Source organism: Dyella japonica DSM 16301 (assembly GCF_001010355.1).
GTDB classification, from domain to species: Bacteria; Pseudomonadota; Gammaproteobacteria; order Xanthomonadales; family Rhodanobacteraceae; genus Dyella; species Dyella japonica.
Map to the genome: position 1 here is coordinate 19,476 of NZ_JPLA01000041.1, position 16,637 is coordinate 36,112.

Consider the following 16,637-nt stretch of genomic DNA (forward strand, 5'->3'; position numbering starts at 1 on the left):
GCGCACGACGACGTGGAAACGTGACCGTCTCCCGTACTCGTTGATCCCTGTGGCTGGCGTGGCATCCGATCCGGGCGCGGGGAACAGCCAACGCCGGGCGGGTTATTGGCTGCGAAACCCAGCGTTGCGAGACAGCGCCGGTCGCACGACACGCCGAAAAAGAGTCCACTTTTGCGAGTGAAGTCGACGTCAAGCCAAACGGGCGTCACGGCTTGCTGCAGCGCGCTTGCTGAGCGGCGGGAATCGCGCCATGCGGGCGACGAAATGGACGAGAAAGGGACCGGTGCAACGGTATCGCCTTTCGACCGAGGTCCCAAGAACGTGCGTTACTCCAAAGAGCAATGGGCAACGATGTTTGCCGAGCTGGACGAGGAACTCAACGGATTGGCCATGCGCGATGCGCCGGAAGAAGACTTGTGGGCTGCCTTCGAGCGGCTGGTCCAGGTGCCGTCATCGTCGATCGACCGTGCGGACAGCCGCTGGTGGTGGGAGCAGGTCTACGCCACGATGGAACGTCACGGGCTTACCGAGCTGAGCCGGCAGGTGTCTGTCGCGCGCTGAGCTTCCTGACGACGCAGCCGCCACGCCTGCGATCCTGCGCGTAGCTGCATCGGCGGCCAGTGAGATGATCTGGCGTTTGCGTCTATCGAGCCCCGGGATGCCCCGGGGCTAGCAGTCGGTGCGGGTCACGCTCGCGTGACTGTGCGTGCTTGCAATGGTGAGCAGCGCGGTGCGCAAGCGGGCGTCTCAACCGGCCGGCTGTGCCGAGGTGGCAACCGGTGCTGCACTGGCGACAGCGGCGTTGGTGGAGATCGGAGCGGCAATCATCGCACCCAGGGTCAGCACGCAGACCAGCATGCAGGCGGCGAACAGGCTGTGCAGCATCAGGTTCTCGAATTTCATGGTCGTACTCCTTCACGGGGTTGGGTGGCTTTCACTGGGTATATGGCAAGCCCCGTGCCAACCGTGGCCATCGCTTGAAACCCGCATTCCCAAGCCATTTCTGCGCACCATCGCGCAACAGCGGCAGTGTCCGCGGACGGTGTCCGGACAAGCCCGGCGGACTGCGGACACGTGCAGCGGACGCGTTGGACGTGGAGACCGCGTGAACGCCGTTCGTTTTGGCGGAGCGATCCATCGAAAATCCTTGTGCTAGCGTGCGCCATCTGTTTGCCGCGGCCGCGCCCATCGGAGATGGACGGCCATCGGCTCTACCGCATCAAGGAATACGCGCTGTGCCGCCGATGGCCCCCCTGATTTCCCGCGAGCTGTTCGACATGCCGCCCACCGTGCAGTGGTTTTCGCATTGCAAGGATGGCCCCTTGCCGCGCGCCTCGGCCGCCGCGGTGCGAGCGTTGATGGCGTCGGAGTTGCGGCCCTGGGAGGTACGCTGGAACGAGGACTTCCTCGACGTGCAGCGTTCGTTGCGCGAGATCGGCGCCACGCTGCTGGGCGTCGATACGCAGGACATCAGCCTGGTCACCTGCACCTCCACCGGCCTGGAAGCGGTGGCCTTGGGTTATGCGTGGCAGGCCGGCGACGAGGTGGTGATTCCCGCCGGCGAGTTCCCCAGCAATCGACTGCCGTGGCTGGCGCTGGCCGGCAAGGGCGTGCGGTGCAGGGAAGTGGAGCTGTGGACAGGCCAGCTCGCCCAGCCTTCCGTGGCGCCGGATGCCAGGATCGAACCGGAACAGCGCTTACTCGATGCGATTACCCCGAGCACGCGCGTGATGGCGGTGTCGTGGGTGCGCTATCAGGATGGCATCCGTCTCGATCTGGAAAAGCTCGGGCGTGGTTGCCGCGCACGCGGCGTGCATCTGGTGGTCGATGGCATCCAGGGCGCGGGCACGGTGGCGACTTCGTTGGAGGACGTCAGTGCGTTTGCCAGCGGCGGGCACAAGGGTCTGCTCGGCATGCAGGGGCAGGGGCTGCTGTGGACCGAGCGCGGCTTCCGTCAACAACTCATACCGCTGGGTACCTGGCTCTCCGCGCCGGATGATTTTTCGCAGAGCGGTGCACAGGCGACCAGCGACGCGCTATGGGCCACCGACGGGCGGCGCCTTGAAGCAGGCAGCCCGTCGATCGTGTCATGCGCCGCGCTGGCGTCGTCCATCCGCCTGCTGGTGGAAAGCGGCGGTGCGGCCAGGCTGCAGGCGCACATCGTGGGCCTGCAGCGCGGCCTGCTGGCCGCCTTGGCGCAGAGTCCGGCGTGGGCTGACGAAGCGCGCCGCTTGGACGAACTCGTCACTGCCGGCAGGTTGGGATCCATCCTGTCGTTCGCTGTTTCGGCGGAACACTGCGAACGCTTCCTTCGCGCCGCCGACGCGCAAGGCATCAGCGCCAGCACACGCGAAGGCTATCTGCGCATAGCCCTGCATGGCTGGCATGACGCAGGCGATATCGACCGCTGCGCCGCGTGGTTGTTGGCGCAGAGCTGACCGCTCACCCGACACAGATGCCCACACGATCGCGGGCATCCGTAGCAGCTGACGATCAGGCGATCGAGCGCACCACGCCGCCATCCACGCGCACCGCCGCGCCATTGGTGGCCGAAGCCTGTTCGGAAGCGAGATAGACCGAGAGGTTGGCCACTTCCTCGACCGTGGCCAGACGCTTGATCAGCGACGACGGGCGATGGGTCTGGATGAAATCGCGCTCCACCTGATCCTGCGAGATGCCTTGATCGTTGGCGATCTTTGCGAAGAAATCGCCGACGCCTTCGGAGCGGGTCGGGCCAGGCAGGATCGCGTTCACCGTCACGCCGGTGCCGGCGAGCGTTTCGGCCAGGCCTCGCGACACGGCCAGCTGCGCCGTCTTGGTGGTGCCGTAGTGGACCATCTCGGCGGGAATCTGCAGGCCCGATTCGCTGGAGATGAACTGGATGCGGCCCCAGCCGCGCTTGGCCATGCCTTGCGCATAGTGGCGCGACAGGCGCACGCCGCTGAGCACGTTCACTTCGAAGAAGCGCGTCCAGTCCTCGTCGGGAATATCGAAGAACGCCTTGGGCTCGAAGATGCCCAGATTGTTGACCAGGATGTCTGCCTCGGGCACCTGCGCGATCAGCTGGCGCGCACCTTCGGCGCTGCCCAGGTCGCCGGCCACGCCGCTGAGCGTGGCCTTCGGCACGCTGCTCTTGATGGCGGCGATGGCCTCGTCCACGCGCGCCTGCGTGCGGCCCGTGACGACCACGTGGGCGCCGGTGCCGGCCAGGCCGGTGGCGATGGCCAGGCCAATGCCGGCGGTGGAACCCGTGACGATGGCCGTGCGGCCGGTGAGGTCGATTTGCATGCGATGGACTCCGGAAGGGGGATGGGAACGTGTGGTCGAGCCGACCTACCCGAGTCAGCTTGAGGCTGTCCGTGTCAATCGCAAGTCCACGCCGGGCCCTGTTCGACGAAGTCGCACATGTTCATCGACGGGGCCGGACGTGTTGGCATCGCGCGCATCCGATCATGCATCACCCCCATCCTTTCGATCCAGCGAGCATCCCCATGAGCGAGACGATTGCCTTCATCGTTCGACTGCCGGCCAGACACGACCACGTACGCGACCTCGAACAGGGTTTGCTCGAGGTGCTCGATGCCATGGCGGGTGAACCGGACTTTGTCACCACCTATCTGCATCAGCCGCCGGACGATCCGGACACCTTCGTGCTGTACGAAGTGTGGGCATGCAGCAGGGAGCATTTCATGCAGCATCACCTGGGCAAGCCGTACCGGCAGGCCTATGAGGCGCAGCTGCCGCAGTGGTTGCGGGCGGAGCGCAGCATCGAATTCCTGGATCTCAAGCGCAGCTATCACGCGGCGCTGGCGGAAGCCGCGTGATCGGTTCGCTATGACAACACAGCTGCCGCCGACACCGCGGCCGGCTATTCGATGGTGAAGCCGACCTTCAACGTCACCTGCCAATAGGCAACCTTGCCCTCATCCACGTGCCCGCGCGTTTCGATCACGTGGAACCAGCGGATATTGCGGATCGTCTTGGAGGCATGCGCGATGGCGGTGCGGATGGCGTCGTCGCAGCTGGTCTTGGAGGAGCCGGTCAGTTCGATGGACTTGTAGACGTGGTCGGACATGCGCGTGGTCTCGGTGGGAGCCTGCCCATACACAGGCGTCCACCCAGTCCATACCCACGCTCGCCAACGAGATGTGAAGAGCGGCGCGGCCGCTCTTGGCTCTCGCCGTGCCTATCGACGCTTGCTCGCGTACGCCACGGCGTCATGCGCGTGCAGACTTTCCTGGTGTTCCAGCCGCACGTGGAAATCGGCGAGACGATCGTCGGCGTCCAGCACGCGCTGGATGCGCCGCGCGGCGTCCTCGCAGAACATCAGGTTGGCGCCGTTGGCGAGCGCAAACGCCTGCTCGTCCTCGCGCTTGACCGCCGTCTGCACCGGCGTGCCCAGCGCCGCTTCCACCTGGTCGATCAGGCTGATCACATCCAGCGGCGCGCCGTGCGCGATCCGTGCGGATACATGCGCCACGCTGCGCTGGGCATGCGGCGTGGCCACGATGCCTTGCTCGCTGCCCAGCCAGGCGAACACGTCGTCATGCTGCAAGGGCTCATGCGCCGGGAAATCCTGCGCGAAATGCTGCTGGATCAACTGGCGCGACAAGGCCGCCGAGGCAGGGCAGGTGGAGGAATAAGTGATGTCGGTGGCCAGGCTCAGCTCGAAACCCTCGTGGCCGAGCGTGGCTTCGAGCGTGACGGGATAGCTGCGCCAGCCGTAGTAATCGCTGCGCAGTGCCTTGCGCGGCAGCAGCTGGTCGAAGCGCAGGCGGATGCGCGCGCGGTCGGCGAGCTCCTGATGCGAATGCAGGAAGGCGCGCAGCAGGCGTTCGAGCGTGAACGGACTGAGCGCCGTGGCGCCCAGGTGTTCGTCGATCAGGAGATACAGGCGCGACATGTGGATGCCGCGTCGGTCGGTGCGCACCAGGTTGACGAAGGCGTCCAGTCGGGCATGCACCTGCTGGATGTCGCCGTCGCCTGCGTCGATGCGCACGGGAGCGTCGATGCCTGCCATGCCGACCCAGTCGAGTGGGCCGCCCAGATAGGGCTGGGTGGCGACGTCGGGCATGCAGGAGGGGGCTTCGGCAATCTGCTTCACGGTGGGGATCCGCGATAAGGGAGAAAACGGGTGTGACGTCAACGCCGCGAGGTGCTGAGGTTCTTGCGCAGCGCGACGACCGCCGCGGCGGCATCGACCTGGCGCATGCCGCCGACCAGCTTGCTGCTGCTCAGCAGCAGTTCGCGGATGCTGTTGGGATCCAGGTTCGGCGAGATCGACAGCAACAACGCAACAATGCCGCTCACGTGAGCGGCAGCCATGGACGAACCGGAGGTGAAATCGTAGCCCCCGTCGGGTTGGGTGGTCAGGATGTCGCTGCCTGGCGCGCTCAACACGCCTGGCGGCGCGGGCGTCGGGCCGCTCACGCGCACCACCAATACCCCGGGCGAGCTGTCGGGAAATCCGCGCGTGCTGCCATCGGGCGGCATGGCGGCGACCACCACGCGCCGTTCCTCCAGCAGTTGCATCAATAGCTTGTTGAGCAGCGGATCGGACGGACCGCCCAAGCTGAGATTGATCACGCGCGCATCGGTGTCGAGGATGGCGGCGAGCGCCTTGGCCAGGGTGAACGAATTGCAGCGCGCGCCGGCTTGCAGCGTGGTGGGATACCAGCATGCCTTGTAGCTGCTGATGGTGGCCTTGGGCGCGATGCCCACGATGCCCACATGGTTGTCGCCGATGGCGCCGATAATGCCGGCGACCTCGGTGCCGTGTGCGTCGCGCATGAACGCGGCATCGTCGCCGTCGACCTCGTTGTTGGTGTCGTGGATGCGGCCCTGCAGATCCGGGTGCGCGGTGTCGATGCCGGTATCGACGATGGCGATCTGGACGTGATCGCCTTGGCTGGTGTTGTGCGCGAGCGCGGCATCGGTCTCGACGAAGCCGCGCTGCAGGTCCGCATACGGATCGTTGTACTTGTGCGCGCCGTCGGTGTTCTGCGCGGAATACACGGTGTAATCCTGCAGCGGCTGGGCCAGCGCCACGCGCTCGTCCTTGGCCAGCGCGGCGAGCAACTCGTCGCGGCTCATGCCTGCGGGCGGTTCGAGCACGATGCAGTAGAGGCTCAGCGCCTTGATCGGCCAGCCGGCCACTTCATGCCAGCCATAATGTTCGCGCATGCTGTCGAGCATCGAAATGGCGCGCTGTCCCTTGCCGTAGGTGGACGGCGGCGCGTAGCCGAGCATGCTGGAGCCCGCGTGGGTCGGCGGCGGCTCCTGCGGGTTGGCGACAGCAAGCACGATGTCGCGCGCGCTGTTCATGCTGGCCACGTGGTCGCTGCCGGAGGCGCCCGGGCGGACCGTCGCGCCCGGCAACGAGGAAGGGCGCGCCGCCGTGCACGCGCCCAACACCGTCATGGCCAGCAGTAGCAGCAGGGCGCGGATCTTCATGGGCAGGTGTTCACGGGCTCGCGGTGGCCGGTTCGGCCAGGCGGATGCCATGCATCGCGCGCAGCTGCTGCAAGGTGTCCTGCGTGGCCGTCGCATGCTCCGGCACCACGGTATACGCACCCACATCATTGGGACCGCCCACCACTTGCAGCTGCAGCGAGTGCAGCAGGCTGTCCCAGTCGGCCAGCTTCATGTTGGCGTCCGGCACCACGTGGATGGCGCCAGGCATCGCCATCGGCGAGGGCTGGCTGAGCGTGCGATACGGTTGCACGGCGTCTTCGGACCACAGTTTCACGCCCAGCACGCCGATGCCCAGCGCCTGTACCAGCACGGCGGCCACCAGTGCACGCGTGAACCAGGTGCCGCTGCGCACGTGCGCGGTGGTTGTCTGGGCCTCGTCGTCGATGCGGCTCAGCAGGCGCTTGAGGCCGACCTCCGGATCGAGCTGTACGTCCGTGGGCAGCGCAAGTGCAAGCCGCAACTGGCTCTGCTGCGCGAATTCCTCGCGGCAGGCCTCACATTGCGCAAGGTGCTCGGTGAGCCAGGCGCTCTGCTCCGGCGGGGCGCTGTCCTGCAGCACCCACGGCATCGCTTCCCAGGCTCGGGAACAGTCCCTGTCGGTATCCTTCGTCAACTTCATGGCACGCTCTCTTTCTGCGTGAGCTGGTCACCAGCCAAGGCTGGCAGTACGTTGCGTAATTTCACTCGGGCGTGGAACAGACGCGCCTTCACCGTGCCCACCGGGCATTGCATGATGGCGGCCACGTCGTCCAGCGTGTGGCCCACCCCATAAACCAGTTCCACCACCACGCGCTGATCGGCGGAAAGACGCTCCATGCCCTTGCTCAGCCAGTCGCGCAGTTCGCGGTCCTCGCCGGGATCGTGCGAGGGCATGCGGTCTTCGGGCATGCCTTCGTCGTCCACCGGTTCGTCGCCGCGCTGGCGCAGCGCCTTCAGGCCGCAGCGGTAGGCGATGCCGATGATCCAGGTGGACACGCGCGACTCGCCTTTGAAGCTGCCGGCCTTCTGCCAGACGATCCAGAAGCAGTCGTTGATGACCTCTTCGATCAGGTCGGCCCGCCGCGTCAGCCGCGACAGGAAGCGGCACAAACGTCCGTGATAACTGCGATAAAGCGTCGCCAGCGCGGCGCGGTCGCCCGCCACCATGCGTTGGAGCAGCAGGCGGTCCGTCTCGTCAGCGTCGATATCGGCGTCTTTCATGGCTGGAACTACCCATGGGGTTACACCACGTAAGTGCCCGATCCGCTCCAAATGGTTGCGTGATCAAAAAGTGAAGGAAATTGTGGCCACCCAAGGCGAGGCGGCCAGGTTTTCCTCGCGCATGCGGTGGTCGACCACCATGCGGTCGAGCTCCACCCGCCACGGTCCCTGGCCCCAGATCAGGCCCACATGCCCGTAGCCATAGGAGTTTACGCGGTCGCCGCCGTGATAGCCGTAACTGCGGTGGCCGTTGGGGTAGGTGAGGTAGTAGGGCACCTGGGCCTGGGCGTAGCCAGCTCCGGCGGAAAACGAGAACTGCCAGGGCAAGGGCCAGTGGAAGCCCACGTCGGCGGCGCCGCGCAGCTTGTGGCTGGTGCTGCCGACGGGCTCGATGGCGGTGACGCCCAGGGTCAGCACGTCGCGGTAGAGCCAGTTGGTGCTGGCTTCCACCCGATTGAAGGTGCCGCCGCCGCGGCTGGGATAGTCGTAGTAGATCAGCCCGGCCTGGAATTGCCAGTCCGGTGTCAGCCGCCAGTAATGGGAGGCCTGCACGAAGGCTTCGGACAACGGCGAGAGGTCCCGTATTTCCCCGCTGGCCGAGGCACCGAAGACCCAGCCCGAGGGCAGGCTCACCGAGCCGGCCGCCTGGAGGATGGCGGTATCGGGCGTAATCGCCAGTCCGCGGTCCACCAGTTGGGAGCTGAGCGCCACGGTGCCGCTCCAGGTCGCGCTCTGCGCCTGCGCCACCGCCCACGGCAGCCCGGCGCCCGTGGCCAGAGCCGCGAGCGCAAGGCGACGATGGACCTGTCGCGGTATCGCCATTTCAGGCACCCATACCCGCACGCCGCGGAAGCTGGCCCGCCGCGGGAAGAGGTGCCTGGCAATCACTGGCTAAAAAATCGACCTGCAACATCGGTCCTTTGAGCGAGCCGCGTCGGCGCCGTCCAAGGTTAGTAGGAGGAAGGCGTTTGTGCACACACCTGACGCGGTGTCCTCAATGGTTCGATTGCAGATAGGAGATCAGGTCGTCGAGCTGCTTGGCATCGTTGAGGCCCGAATACTTCATCTTGGTGCCGGGATTGGCCTGTTTTGCAGGCTGTGACAGGTACCAGTGCAGCTTGTCCTCGGTCCACACCCATTTCGCATTCTTCAGTGCGTCGGAGTAGTTGTAGTCGGAAATGCTGCCCGCGTTGCGGCCCACGATGCCGAACAGGCTCGGTCCCTTTTTGTTCTTGCCTTCCCTGGGGCTGTGGCATTCGGAGCATTCCTGCTTGAACACATCTTTGCCGGCATCGGCATCACCGGCCAGCGCGGGCAAGGCGCCCGCGCCGTAGCACAACATGCCGGTCATCAAGGCGCAGCGCGCCGCTCTTGCAAGCCTTGCTTTGGTCACGTCCAGGCTCCTAGGGGTGTCAGAACGCAAGACTTGCGCTCAAGGTGAAGGCATTAAGGTCTTTCGCATCGGTGATCAGCGCGCCGGGCGGTGCGCCGAAAATATTCGAGCTGGCGCCGTTGAATCGCGTGAAGCGGTACCACGTAGCGGCGAGCTTCAGGTTGGCGATCGAGGTGAACGACTCGTCCTTGCCGAACGGCGTCCAGTACAAGGTGATCATGTTGGCGGTGCTGTCGGGCTTGCCATAGGGCGGATAGCGCGCGGCGTCCTGGCTGCCCGTGCTGATCAGATGCGCCACCTGCAACGCGTAACTCTGCTTGAAGGTGTAGGTCACGCTCAGCGTCTGGTCGCGTGCATTGCCGTTGGGTTTGGCCACGATGCCGTTGACCACCGGCGTGCTGCCATAGTCGCGTTGTTCCAGGATGTTCACGTAGCTGGCCTGGATGATGTTCTCGCGATTGCCCAGGAACTGGTAGGTGAGGTCGTAGCCCAGGTCGGTGATGTCGTCGCTGGGTCCATTGCGCGGCAACGCGCGCTTGGTAGTGAGCGCCACCACGCCGGCGGAGAAGAACTGACGCTTCATGTCCTTCATATAGGCGAAGCGGAAATAGCCGGTATCGCTGATATGGCCCGGATCACTGGCCGGGTTGAAGCCCAGGTGATCCTGCACCGAGGTCGGCATGGTGTTGTAGGTGCCCACTTCGCCGTACCAGTTATTGTTGTACAGGGCATACACGCTGCCGCCGATCACCTTGTTGTAAAGCGAGTGCGCGCTGGACAGGTTGAGCAGGGTGCCGGACACGGCCGGCGGGCCCAGGCCCGAGGCATACGGCAGCGAGGAAATCGGATCGTCGAAGCCCGGGCTGTTGTTGACGCTCACGCCGACGATGGTGTCCTTGCCGGCAACCTTCAGGTCCTTCGCCACGAAGCGCAGGTCCAGATTGCTCAGCTTGGTGTTGTAGTGGTCGTTGCCGGTGTTGTCCGTCTCCACCTTGACGAAGCCGCCCAGGTGATCGCTGATACGGCCCGCGAGATAGACGTCCACTTCGCTGAGCTGGGTGGTGTTGTCGCCGCGCGCGGGCACGTTGTGCGCGCCGGTGATCTGTGCCGCCACCGGAATCTTGGTGCCCTGGCCGTCGGTATCGGTATAGCCGTTGAGCTTGAACCGCATGCCGTACGGCGTAAGCGCCGGGCCGTAGGCGCCGGCGTGGCAATCGGCGCAGGCGTTGCCGGTCTGGCGCGCATAGGCGGGCACGGCATGGGCGCTGTGGCTGGCCAGCATCAGGCATGCGATCAGCAGCGCCCACGGTGCGTACGCGGCCCGTTGCAGGATTCGGGTCAGAGAGGGCGACATGAAAGCTCCTTGTCTCGGGTGGTGCGGCGGCAGGGGCGGGCTGCGACGCTCATCAGCGACGACGCTTGGGCAACATCATGCGCAGCGTCCGGTCACGCAGTACGAAGTGGTGCCACAGCGCGGCGCCCGCGTGCAGCACGATGAAGGCAAGCAGCACCCAGGCCACGTCCTGGTGCCAGGTGGTCAAGGTGTCGGCGAGGTCTTCGTCGCTGGCCACCAGCGCGGGCAGGGTGAGGCCGAGAAAATGCACCGGCTTGCCCTCGGCGCTGCTCAGTGCCCAGCCCAGCAGCGGCTGGACCAGCAGCAGGACGTACAGCGCCACATGGGTCGAACCGGCCGCGAGCCGGAGCAGGGCGGAGGTGTTGCCTTCGGCAGGCAGCTTGCCGACGCGGAAGCGATACGCGACGCGGGCCACGAACAGCAACAGGATGAACAGGCCAAAGTGACGGTGGCCTTCCAGCAGCCACATCCGCGGGCTGCGGCCGTCCACCTGGTCGCGCCACAGGATGAAGGTGGCGGCAACGATCAGGAACAACACCGTCAGCCAATGCATGATGACCAGGGCGCGTGGCCGCGTTGGCAGCTCCTCCGGCAGGCCTGGGTCGACGCTGGGCGTCGCGTCGGCTTGCGCTGCTGGCGGCGTGTCTTTCTGCCATTCCATGTCCAGACCTCGGCATCTCAATCAGGGGCATCCACCTCGCACGCGTCCCTCCGGGAACGACCTGGGGACAGGAAGACGCGTGGAATGAAACTCGCTTTGTGCGGGTATGTGCCGGGCAGGCGCGGAAAGGTTGTCGCGGATCTGACGTCCAGGCGTGACGCAACCTTTGACGATGGGGCCGGCACTCAGTTGCGTGGGTCGTCGTCGACGGCCACCGAGCCACGGCCGAGAACATGGAAATCGAACACGTCCAGTTGCAGAAACATGGCGATCACGGCGGCATGCTCATTGCCCTCGAGCAGGACCGCAACGTGCCCTTTGAAATTCGTCGCGTCTATTACATTTTCGCCACCCAGCACGATGTCCACCGTGGCAAGCACGCGCACCGCCATCTGCACCAGCTCGCCGTGGCCGTGCGCGGTTCGGTCACCTTCCTGCTCGATGACGGCACCGGGCCGGTGGAGGTGGTGCTCAACGATCCGTCGCAGGGCCTGCTGCTCGGCCGCATGGTGTGGCGCGAGCTCTACGACTTCAGCGACGACTGCGTGCTGATGGTGCTGGCCGATCATCTGTATGACCCTGCCGACTACATCACCGACTACGACGAATTCCTGCGCGAGGTGCGCGGTGCGGTGTTCGCCACGGAACTGGTCGCATGCCAAAGCGCCTAGTCCTGATCGGGGCGGGCGAGATGGCGCAGATCGCCTGCGAATACTTCGAGCACGACAGTGACTACGAAGTCGCCGGCTTCAGTGTCGAAAAACAGTATCTGACCGATGCCACGCTGGCCGGCCGGCCGGTGGTGCCTTATGAAGAGCTGGAGACGCATTACCCCGCGGCGGAGTTCGATGCCTTCGTGGCCATTCCGGCCAGCCAGCTCAATCGGCTGCGCACGCGCTTCTACCTCGACGCCAAGCGGCGCGGCTACCGCTTCGCCACCTATGTGAGCTCGCGCGCCTTCGTGTGGCGCAATGCCCAGATCGGCGAGAACAGCTTCATCTTCGAGAACAACGTGATCCAGCCATTCGTGCGCATCGGCAACAACTGCATCCTGTGGAGCGGCAACCACGTGGGTCACCGCACCGTGGTGCACGATCATGTGTTTGTCGCTTCGCATGCCGTGATATCCGGCTTTTGCGAAATCGGCGAGAGCAGCTTCATCGGGGTCAACACCACCTTCAACGACCACATCAAGGTGGCCGCGGACAACGTGATCGGTTCGGGTGCGCTGGTGCATCGCGATACCGAGCAAGGGCGCATCTACGTCGGCTCGCCTGCCAAGGCGGTGCCGGACCGATCCAGTTTCGACGTGAGGCTCTGACGCCCATGGCGGCGTGGCGCAAGCAGGGGCTGGTATTTGATACCGCGCGGCAGGGCGTGGGCGGATGGATGCGCCATTCCGCGCTGACTCCAACGCCGTGGCGGCTGGACGAGGAAACCATCCGTGTCTATGCGGGGTTTCGCGACGATGACGGCGTGAGCCGCATCGGCTATGTCGACGTGAGCGCAAGCGATCCGTCTGAGGTGTTGCGCGTGAGCGCGCAGCCCGCGCTCGACATCGGGCGCGGCGGCTGCTTCGACGACAACGGCATGATCCTTGGCGACATCGTGCAGGCTCCCGGTGGACTGCACATGTTTTACGTGGGCTTTCAGCGCGTGGCGCGGGCGAAGTTCCTGGCCTTCACCGGCCTGGCCGTCTCCACCGATGGTGGCGAGCATTTCGTGCGCGTGCAGGAAACCCCCATCCTCGATCGCGCACCGGGGCGCAGCACGATCGCGGCCGTGCACTCGGCCATGTTTGACGGCGGGGAATGGCGCCTGTGGTATGCCGTGGGTGACGACTGGGAAGTCATCGACGGGCGTCCATTTCCCCGCTACCACATTCGTTGCGTGAGCACCGGCGACCTCTCGCGCATACCGGGCGAGGACCACGTCTGCCTGCAGCCTCGCGGCAGCGAGTACCGCATCGGGCGGCCGCGCGTGTATCGCGTGAACGGCCGCTACGCGATGTATTTCACCCGCGGCAACGTCGGCGGCGACTATTTCCCGGGCCTGGCCTTCAGTGACGACGGCATCCATTGGGAACGCCGCGACGAGGCGCTCGGCATCGCCTTGTCCGAGCGCGGCTGGGACTCGCGGACCCTGTGCTACCCGGCGCTGATCGAACGCGGCGACGACGTCTTGATGTTCTACAACGGGAACGACATGGGCCTGGATGGTTTCGGCGTGGCGGTGTCGCACCAGCCCATGGCGGGGATCGCGCATGTTTAGCCTGCGCCCCTATCGCGCCCAGGACGCCGCCGCGTGGGACGCCGTGGTGGGCCGCTCGCGCAACGGCAACTTTCTGCATCGACGCGGCTACATGGATTATCACGCCGATCGCTTCATCGACAGTTCGCTGGTGGTGGAGCGCGGCAGCGAAATCGTGGCCGTGTTTCCGGCCAGTCGTCGCGACAACGTGGTCACCAGCCACGGCGGCCTGACCTATGCCGGCCTGATCACCACCCACGAGCTGCGCGCCGATTCCACCTTGTCGGTGTTCGAGATGCTGGGTGAGCACTACCGCCAGGCCGCGGTGGATCGCCTGATCTACAAGGCTGTGCCGCATATCTTCCATGCGTATCCGTCGGAAGAGGACCTCTACGCCTTGCAGCGTGTTGGCGCCAGCCTGAAGCGGCGCGACATCTCCTCGGTGGTGCCGCTGCAGCACGCCGTGGGGTTCTCCGAAGCGCGCCGCCGGGCGATCCGGCGGGCGCGCGCGATGGGCGTGGAAGTTCGTCGCAGTGACGATCTCGCCGGCTATCACGCGCTGTTGGGCGAGGTGCTGCGCCGGCACGAAGCCGTGCCCACGCACAGCCTGTCCGAGCTTGAACTGCTGTGCTCGCGGTTCCCGGGACAGATCGCCTTGCACGAAGCGCGGCAAGGCGACGTGCTGCTGGCCGGCGCCCTGGTCTACGACTTTGGCCGCACCGTGCATACGCAATACCTCGCCGCGTCGGAGGAGGGCAGGCGCGTGGATGCGCTCAGCCTGCTGCTCGGCAGCCTGGTCACCGAGGCTTATGCGGACCGCAGCTATCTGAGTTTCGGGATCTCCACCGAACACGAGGGCACGGTGCTCAACAGCGGCCTGATCGCGCAGAAGGAATCGTTCGGCGCACGCGGCGTGGTGCACGATATCTACGAGTGGGAACTGTGATGGACGTGCCCTTCCTTTCGTTGCGCGAAGTCAACGCCCGTTACGCGGACGAGCTGAAGGCGGCGGCGTCGCGCGTGATCGATTCGGGCTGGTACGTGATGGGCGAGGAGCTCGCCGCGTTCGAGCGCGAGTTTGCGGCCTACTGCGGCGTGGCCCATGCCGTGGGCGTGGGCAATGGCCTGGATGCCTTGTCGCTGATCCTGCGCGGCTACAAGGAACTCGGCGCGCTGCGCGACGGCGACGAGGTGATCGTTCCCGCCAATACCTTCATCGCCACCTTGCTCGCGATCACCGCCAATCAGCTGGTGCCGGTGCTGGTGGAACCGGATCCGGCAAGCTTCAACCTCGATCCGCAACGCGTTGAGGCGGCGCTGGGTCCGCGCACGCGCGCCATCATGCCCGTGCACCTGTACGGCCAGCTGGCGGATATGGCTGCACTATCGGAGCTGGCCAATCGACATGGCCTGCTGCTGATCGAGGACGCCGCCCAGGCGCATGGCGCGAGCAGCGCAGGCCGGCGCGCCGGCGCGTTCGGCGATGCGGCCGGCTTCAGCTTCTTCCCGGCCAAGAACCTGGGTGCGCTGGGCGATGGCGGCGCCATCGTCACCGACAACGACGAGCTCGCCGCGCGCGTGAAGGCCCTGCGCAACTACGGCTCGGAAGTGAAATACCAGCACCTGTACCTGGGCGCCAATTCGCGGCTGGATGAAATCCAGGCCGCCATGCTGCGGGTGAAGCTGGCCTATCTGGATGAAGAAGTGGCGATCCGCCGACAAGTGGCCAGTCGCTATCTCGCCGGGATCCGACATCGGCACATCGTGTTGCCGCGCGTCGAGAGCGCGGAGCGGCACGCGTGGCACTTGTTCGTGGTTCGCTGCGACCAGCGCGACGCCTTGCGGCGACATCTGGAAAGCCATGGCGTGCACAGCCAGGTGCATTATCCGGTGCCGCCGCATCGGCAGGCAGCGTACCCGGCGCTGCATGAGCTGCGCCTGCCCATCACCGAGCAACTGCACGATGAAGTGCTGAGCCTGCCGATGGGGCCGACCATGAACGACGCGTCGATCGAGCGGGTGATCGCCGCCTGCAACACGTTCGAGCGTGCGCCATGAACATCCTGCGCGCCGGCTTCTATGCCTCCTTCGCCACCGCGGCAAAACTGCTCGCGGGCCTGGTGATACTCAAGCTGGTGGCGTGGATGGCCGGGCCCGAGGGCGTGGGGCGGCTGGGTCAGTTCATGAGCCTGATGTCCATGCTGGCGGTGCTGGCGGGCGGCGGGATCAGTGCGGGCGTGGTCAAGTACGTGGCCGAATATCGCGACCATCCCGAACGGCTGTCGCGCTTGCTGTCGGCGGCGCTGTGGTATGCGCTGTGCGCGTCCTGCCTGATCGGGTGCCTGGGCCTGCTGCTCAGCCGGCAGCTGGCGGTGTGGCTGCTTGGCGATATCCGCTACCAGGGGCTGATCGCCGTGCTGGCGGCGGCGCAGCTGGGCATTGCACTGGTCAACTACATCCTTGCCGTGATCAACGGCTTCATGGACGTCAAGCGCCTGGCCTTTGTGCAGGTGCTCGGTTCGCTGCTCAGCATCGTGGTGGCCTTGCTGCTGGCGCGCTGGCTGCAGCTCTACGGAGCGTTGCTGGCGCTGGTGATCGGCCAGCTGCTGGTGCTCGCCGTGAGTCTGCCGGCCTGGTGGCGCAGCCCGTATTTCCACCGCGGCATGTTGCGCATCCGCTTCGATCGCGACATGACGCTGAGGCTGGCCACCTTCTCGGTGATGACGCTGACCTCGGCGCTGGTGCCGCCGCTGGTCAATATCGCCGTGCGCGATCATCTGGCCGCGCAGTTCGGCTGGGGGCAGGTGGGCTACTGGCAGGCGGTGAGCAAGGTGTCGGACGCCTACCTGCTGTTCCTCACCACTGCCATCAATGTCTATTACCTGCCCAAGCTCGCCTCGACCCACGAACGCGCGCCGCTGCTGGCGGAATTGCGGCTCGCCTATCGCTACATCATGCCGGTCGTGCTGCTGCTGGCGGTGGGCGTCTATGTCTGCCGCAGCTGGGTGACGGCGCTGCTGTTCAGTGCGGACTTCTCCGCCGCCAACAGCCTGTACGCGCCGCAGCTGGTCGGCGACGTGGTGAAGATCGCCTCGTTCGTACTCTCCTACGTGATGCTCGCCAAAGCCATGACGCGGCTGTTCGTGGCCTCCGAATTCGCGTTTGCGATCAGCTACGTGGTGCTGGTGTACCTGTTCACCGCGCGCTTCGGGCTGGTCGGGGCGATGTACGCCTTCACGGTGAACTACGCGCTGTACCTGGTCTTCAACGTGATCGTGGTTCGCCGCTATCTGAGGGAGCTATGA

General features: G+C 65.6%; 20 protein-coding genes. 9 read left to right on the plus strand and 11 right to left on the minus strand.

Translation table 11 applies throughout. From position 1 onward, the window contains the following. The first annotated feature begins 321 nt into the window (after positions 1 to 321). Complete coding sequence (locus Y882_RS13710; RefSeq protein WP_082121122.1) at positions 322 to 561, plus strand: hypothetical protein; 240 nt, start codon at positions 322 to 324, stop codon at positions 559 to 561. 186 nt (positions 562 to 747) lie between these two features. On the opposite strand, the gene Y882_RS20515 is transcribed toward Y882_RS13710, so the two are convergent. Then, positions 748 to 903 (minus strand): hypothetical protein, encoded by a 156-nt coding sequence (locus Y882_RS20515; RefSeq protein WP_169748747.1) that lies wholly within the window; start codon positions 901 to 903, stop codon positions 748 to 750. A gap of 341 nt (positions 904 to 1,244) precedes the next feature. Between Y882_RS20515 and Y882_RS13715 the strand changes: the two genes are divergently transcribed. Then, the gene (locus Y882_RS13715) at positions 1,245 to 2,438 is read left to right on the plus strand and encodes an aminotransferase class V-fold PLP-dependent enzyme (protein WP_046972500.1); all 1,194 of its coding nucleotides are present in this window, start codon (positions 1,245 to 1,247) and stop codon (positions 2,436 to 2,438) included. Between the two features lie 55 nt (positions 2,439 to 2,493). Here Y882_RS13715 and Y882_RS13720 read toward each other — a convergent pair whose 3' ends face one another. Then, a complete protein-coding gene (locus Y882_RS13720; protein WP_046972501.1) occupies positions 2,494 to 3,288 on the minus strand; it encodes an SDR family NAD(P)-dependent oxidoreductase in 795 nt (264 codons plus the stop codon). A 203-nt stretch (positions 3,289 to 3,491) separates the two neighbouring features. Here Y882_RS13720 and Y882_RS13725 point away from each other — a divergent pair, with 203 nt between their 5' ends. Further along, entirely contained in the window at positions 3,492 to 3,824 is a 333-nt protein-coding gene (locus Y882_RS13725; RefSeq protein ID WP_046972502.1) for a putative quinol monooxygenase, read from the plus strand. A gap of 44 nt (positions 3,825 to 3,868) precedes the next feature. Here Y882_RS13725 and Y882_RS13730 read toward each other — a convergent pair whose 3' ends face one another. From Y882_RS13730 to Y882_RS13770, 9 genes are all read right to left on the minus strand, one after another. Beyond that, positions 3,869 to 4,075, minus strand: coding sequence for a dodecin (locus Y882_RS13730; protein ID WP_046972591.1), 207 nt, complete (start codon positions 4,073 to 4,075; stop codon positions 3,869 to 3,871). A gap of 111 nt (positions 4,076 to 4,186) precedes the next feature. Continuing rightward, positions 4,187 to 5,074, minus strand: a complete 888-nt coding sequence (gene folE2 / locus Y882_RS13735) for a GTP cyclohydrolase FolE2 (RefSeq protein ID WP_046972592.1) — start codon at positions 5,072 to 5,074, stop codon at positions 4,187 to 4,189. Between the two features lie 68 nt (positions 5,075 to 5,142). Continuing rightward, positions 5,143 to 6,453 (minus strand): S8 family serine peptidase, encoded by a 1,311-nt coding sequence (locus tag Y882_RS13740; RefSeq protein ID WP_046972503.1) that lies wholly within the window; start codon positions 6,451 to 6,453, stop codon positions 5,143 to 5,145. A 10-nt stretch (positions 6,454 to 6,463) separates the two neighbouring features. Next, positions 6,464 to 7,093 (minus strand): anti-sigma factor family protein, encoded by a 630-nt coding sequence (locus Y882_RS13745; protein WP_046972504.1) that lies wholly within the window; start codon positions 7,091 to 7,093, stop codon positions 6,464 to 6,466. Further along, complete coding sequence (locus tag Y882_RS13750) at positions 7,090 to 7,674, minus strand: sigma-70 family RNA polymerase sigma factor (RefSeq protein WP_046972505.1); 585 nt, start codon at positions 7,672 to 7,674, stop codon at positions 7,090 to 7,092. Before Y882_RS13750 ends, Y882_RS13745 begins: the two co-directional genes overlap by 4 nt. Before the next feature lie 63 nt (positions 7,675 to 7,737). Then, on the minus strand, positions 7,738 to 8,496 hold the full coding sequence (locus Y882_RS13755) for a TorF family putative porin (RefSeq protein WP_046972506.1): 759 nt from the start codon (positions 8,494 to 8,496) through the stop codon (positions 7,738 to 7,740). Positions 8,497 to 8,668: 172 nt separating this feature from the next. Next, positions 8,669 to 9,016: a c-type cytochrome gene (locus tag Y882_RS13760; RefSeq protein WP_052950019.1), complete on the minus strand. Its 348-nt coding sequence runs from the start codon at positions 9,014 to 9,016 to the stop codon at positions 8,669 to 8,671. A 70-nt stretch (positions 9,017 to 9,086) separates the two neighbouring features. Further along, complete coding sequence (locus Y882_RS13765) at positions 9,087 to 10,421, minus strand: hypothetical protein (protein ID WP_046972507.1); 1,335 nt, start codon at positions 10,419 to 10,421, stop codon at positions 9,087 to 9,089. Between the two features lie 52 nt (positions 10,422 to 10,473). Continuing rightward, the gene (locus Y882_RS13770; protein ID WP_082121116.1) at positions 10,474 to 11,082 is read right to left on the minus strand and encodes a cytochrome b/b6 domain-containing protein; all 609 of its coding nucleotides are present in this window, start codon (positions 11,080 to 11,082) and stop codon (positions 10,474 to 10,476) included. 233 nt (positions 11,083 to 11,315) lie between these two features. Between Y882_RS13770 and Y882_RS13775 the strand changes: the two genes are divergently transcribed. The 6 genes from Y882_RS13775 to Y882_RS13800 are packed head-to-tail and all read left to right on the plus strand — an operon-like array spanning position 11,316 to position 16,637. Continuing rightward, entirely contained in the window at positions 11,316 to 11,753 is a 438-nt protein-coding gene (locus Y882_RS13775; RefSeq protein WP_046972508.1) for a sugar 3,4-ketoisomerase, read from the plus strand. Then, positions 11,738 to 12,403: an acetyltransferase gene (locus tag Y882_RS13780; protein WP_046972509.1), complete on the plus strand. Its 666-nt coding sequence runs from the start codon at positions 11,738 to 11,740 to the stop codon at positions 12,401 to 12,403. Before Y882_RS13775 ends, Y882_RS13780 begins: the two co-directional genes overlap by 16 nt. Positions 12,404 to 12,408: 5 nt before the next feature. Beyond that, entirely contained in the window at positions 12,409 to 13,353 is a 945-nt protein-coding gene (locus Y882_RS13785; protein WP_046972510.1) for a glycoside hydrolase family protein, read from the plus strand. Further along, on the plus strand, positions 13,346 to 14,278 hold the full coding sequence (locus tag Y882_RS13790) for a GNAT family N-acetyltransferase (RefSeq protein ID WP_046972511.1): 933 nt from the start codon (positions 13,346 to 13,348) through the stop codon (positions 14,276 to 14,278). The genes Y882_RS13785 and Y882_RS13790 overlap by 8 nt, the downstream gene beginning before the upstream one ends. After that, a complete protein-coding gene (locus Y882_RS13795; protein WP_046972512.1) occupies positions 14,278 to 15,390 on the plus strand; it encodes a DegT/DnrJ/EryC1/StrS family aminotransferase in 1,113 nt (370 codons plus the stop codon). The genes Y882_RS13790 and Y882_RS13795 overlap by 1 nt, the downstream gene beginning before the upstream one ends. Then, on the plus strand, positions 15,387 to 16,637 hold the full coding sequence (locus tag Y882_RS13800; RefSeq protein ID WP_046972513.1) for an O-antigen translocase: 1,251 nt from the start codon (positions 15,387 to 15,389) through the stop codon (positions 16,635 to 16,637). The genes Y882_RS13795 and Y882_RS13800 overlap by 4 nt, the downstream gene beginning before the upstream one ends.